Below are 3,564 nucleotides of genomic sequence, written 5' to 3'. Positions count from 1 at the left end.
CAGGATATACTCCACAAAAGCGTTTAAACTCTTCTGGATTCAAATTTTTTACTTTTTCGTAAGTCATTGTTTTTCTGAGTGTTTTACTTTATTTTACATAATCAGTTCCTATTTTTGCAGGAGGTCTTATTCCCCGTTGAATGTAAAGTTTAATCGTGTTAGGCTCGCTCGGATAGGCTCGCAGAGTAGCTGAATAATTAGCAATTTCTCTTTTAAGAGCATTAGTATCAACCTCTTCCTTAGAAATGACAGGACATTGTAGGTTTTCTGCTGCTTTAACCGAGTTAACTTCTAAACCAAATAATCCCCAAAACAACAGGGGAGACAATAAAAATATTTTTCCAAAAAACTTGACATTTAAACTATTTTGTGCCGCAGGAGTGGGGATTGCTTGATCTGTCGGGGTTTTAGAGATTAAGGATTGTTGTGGCATGATGATTAAAAAAATTTGCAGTAAACTCAAATCTGAATTGCATCACTATTCGATCATATTTGATAAAATACCTCAAAGGGGGTTAGATAGTCAAGACATTTTCGGGAATGATTGTTAATTAACTCCACAACTTTTGCAGCTTCCTCTCGTTGGCTCTCTAGACTGGTTATGGCAAATTAGTAGTTTCAATGAGCTTAAAAACTTAGATAGTATGGAATCGAATAAGGCCAAAATATTTTTTGTTAGAATTAATATCCTGCAAAAGTAAGTTCTCGAGCCGCTATCGGGTCAAAATATCTAAAAGCACAGATAAATTTGACATCATCTTCGGTTTTATGGGTAGGATAGTTGTCTCTTGTCTTTTTTCTCCTCCTGTCTCGGAGTTTCCTCACCTAACGGAAGATTTTTGATTTTTACAGGAGAGCTTTTGATCTCAAACAGCCAAGCTAACTCGATAAAATAAAGATTAATGACAGTAAGGAGATAAAATTTATGGCTGAGTTAAAAAGCTGGGATTTTCAGAGATTTTGGCAAACTCTCGACTATTTTGATAGTATTCCCCTCTGGAGTTGTCTGCAAAAGCTGCTCGGTTTCGGAGAAGATAAAAAAATTCAGCTAACAAATGAGCAGGGCATGAAGACTATTTTAGTCATTGGTGGTGAAAATGCGATCGGTAAAAAGGTAATCGCTCAACTACAGCAGCAAAACTATCAAATTCGCGCTTTAGTCGATAATATTGATGATGCTCGTCAATTATTCGGCGAAAATGTCGATTTATTTGCTCTGGAAACCCCGCAATTATTCACGGGGATTGATGAGATTATCTACTGTCAAGGGGAGAATAACCGCCATAGTTTAGCCAATTTACTCGATTTACTGAAAAATCCCAGTATAATCGCCGAAAAAACCCTCTTTGACTTTAGCAATCCCAGCAGTGACATCAAAGAAATCTGGGGTGCGGTGGATGATGTGGTAATGGGAGGAGTGAGCGAGAGTCAGATAACCCTAACCGGAGGAGGCGCTCTCTTTTCTGGTATTGTTAGAACTGAAAATAACGGCGGTTTTGCCTCAGTTCGCACCAGAAACCTGAATCCTCCCCTAAATTTATCTAACTACGAGGGAATAGAATTACAGGTACAAGGGGACGGAAAACGCTATAAATTAATTCTGCGTTGTGAAGGACGTTGGGACGGCATCGGTTACTGTTATTCTTTTGATACACTTGATCGCACCCTGCAAACGATTTCTATTCCCTTTGGTGATTTAATCCCAGTGCTGCGGGCCAAAACCCTGCGGGAGGCAGCACCCTTTGATAGCAGTAGCGTCTATGCTTTGCAGTTAATGCAGAGTAAATTCGAGTACGATGGGGCCTTAAATCCTCGTTTCTCTCCGGGGTTATTTGCTTTAGAAATTGTCACAATTAAAGCCTATGGTGGCAAAAACCGCTTAATTATCGTTAAAGAAGGACAAATCGCCGAAAAAAGCCTCTTAGATGCCAGTGGTTATCCCTACGAAGTGATCGATTCTGCCCAGATTTTCGCTAAACTTAATTAATTTAAATAAGCTTGGATCTCAAGTTACACTACTGAACATAGGGTTAAGATCATGACTATCGGGAGCATAATTAAGGAGGTATGTTCATGAGTGAACAGAATCCCTACGAACAACTTGGGGTTACTGAAGAATCCTCTTTTGAAGAAATTCAAGAGGCTAAACAAAGACTGGTGCAACAGTATCAGAATGATAGCAAAATTGTCGAATCGATCGAGGCGGCCTACGATTCTGTCCTCATGGATCGACTGCGGATGCGACAGGAAGGTAGAATTAAAGTACCCGATCGCATTCGTTTTCCCGAACGTCTGACGATTCCGGTGGAAAGTAAACCAGTTACTAGCGGCAAATCTCCTAACTGGTGGAAAAGCCTAATCGATACACCTTCTGCAAGGGATATCGCCGTGCCAGCAGTGATTTACGCTTGTTTAGGAGCAATCACGCTGTTAGTTCCCGATCCCAGTGGCTCCCTTTTACCGCTGCTCCTAGCTTTTGGCGTTTTCGTTAATATCTATTTTTTCAACCGCAAAGAAAAACGTTTTGGCCGCGCCTTACTATTCACTCTCGCTGGTTTAGTGCTAGGAGTCGCTCTGGGAGCGGGATTAGCCAGTTTAGCGGCCAAGGCTGATTTGAATATTTTTGGTGATCGCCAAATTTATGCGCTCATCACTTTTCTGATCTTTTGGGTGATTAGTAGTTTTTTCCGTTAACCAATCGCTCGCAGGGATCCTAAGATCACGTCCACTGCTTCCCCAAGGTTATTGACGATATAATCAGGCTCGTAGCTCTCTAAACGGGAACGGCTGCGAATCCCCGATAATACGCCAATAACCTTGATATTTTGGCTCTTAGCGGCGGCAATATCCGCTTCCGTATCCCCCACCATCCAAGTGTCGGCAGCCGCTGGCAGTTCTTTAGCGGCCTTAGCCATAAGCAGAGTTTTGTCGCGCACGTCGTTGGTTTTGGTGTAATTATTATTTAGACAATAACGACGATTAGCGGCGAAAAAACGACCGATATCGTAGCGATTAAAGGCATGATCTAGCTCGGATACCCGTCGCATCGTCATCACGACTAAATCGATCTTTAACTCTTGGATTTTCTGGAGAGTTTCTAAAGAACCAACCACCAGGCGATCGTGGACAAGATAGGGTGAAGTGTGAACAGTTTGACGACGAAGATGGGCAAATTTACGCGCTTGATCTTCATCTAATCCTGACATTTCCCCGATACGCTTCTCAGAAACCTGATCCCGTTTTAACTGCCAGAATTCCGCTTTCGATAATTCCCCAATAATTTGACCTTTATAGGCGGTTTTCTGTAAACAGTATTGATAAACTTGGTAATATCGCTCCGATACGTCCATTATCGGGCCGTCAAAGTCGCTAATTAGTCTCAACATCGTTCTAATACTTCTCGCTTTATTAATTTTTATATACAAGTTACCCTAGAGTCTTGACAATGACAAGAGTTTTGTCAGGAAAAAAATTAGGGAAGTGGGGAGTGGAAATTATGAATTATGAATTATGAAGAGGGGAGTGGGAAGTGGGGTGTGAGGTGTGAGGTGTGAGGTGTGGGGA

3 protein-coding genes and 1 pseudogene are annotated in these 3,564 nt (G+C 41.6%); 2 read left to right on the top strand and 2 right to left on the bottom strand.

Going from position 1 to position 3,564, the window contains the following annotated elements; translation table 11 throughout:
* Window positions 1-127: 127 nt before the first annotated feature.
* Window positions 128-433, bottom strand: a pseudogene (locus IQ234_RS20230) (hypothetical protein); the annotation flags it as partial.
* Window positions 434-925: 492 nt separating this feature from the next.
* Here IQ234_RS20230 and IQ234_RS20225 point away from each other — a divergent pair.
* Together IQ234_RS20225 and IQ234_RS20220 are read left to right on the top strand one after the other, a co-directional pair.
* The gene (locus IQ234_RS20225) at window positions 926-1,987 is read left to right on the top strand and encodes a CIA30 family protein (protein WP_193958389.1); all 1,062 of its coding nucleotides are present in this window, start codon (window positions 926-928) and stop codon (window positions 1,985-1,987) included.
* A gap of 86 nt (window positions 1,988-2,073) precedes the next feature.
* Window positions 2,074-2,694 (top strand): CPP1-like family protein, encoded by a 621-nt coding sequence (locus IQ234_RS20220; RefSeq protein WP_185238852.1) that lies wholly within the window; start codon window positions 2,074-2,076, stop codon window positions 2,692-2,694.
* Here IQ234_RS20220 and IQ234_RS20215 read toward each other — a convergent pair.
* On the bottom strand, window positions 2,691-3,386 hold the full coding sequence (locus tag IQ234_RS20215) for an HAD family hydrolase (RefSeq protein WP_193958388.1): 696 nt from the start codon (window positions 3,384-3,386) through the stop codon (window positions 2,691-2,693). The two genes, IQ234_RS20220 and IQ234_RS20215, sit on opposite strands and share 4 nt — an antisense overlap.
* Window positions 3,387-3,564: the final 178 nt, after the last annotated feature.

It is taken from the genome of Microcystis aeruginosa LEGE 91341 (genome assembly GCF_015206885.1).
In the GTDB taxonomy this organism is placed as follows: Bacteria; Cyanobacteriota; Cyanobacteriia; order Cyanobacteriales; family Microcystaceae; genus Microcystis; species Microcystis aeruginosa_H.
Note: the sequence above shows the minus strand (reverse complement) of the source record. Positions and strands in the feature narration are given on the sequence as shown.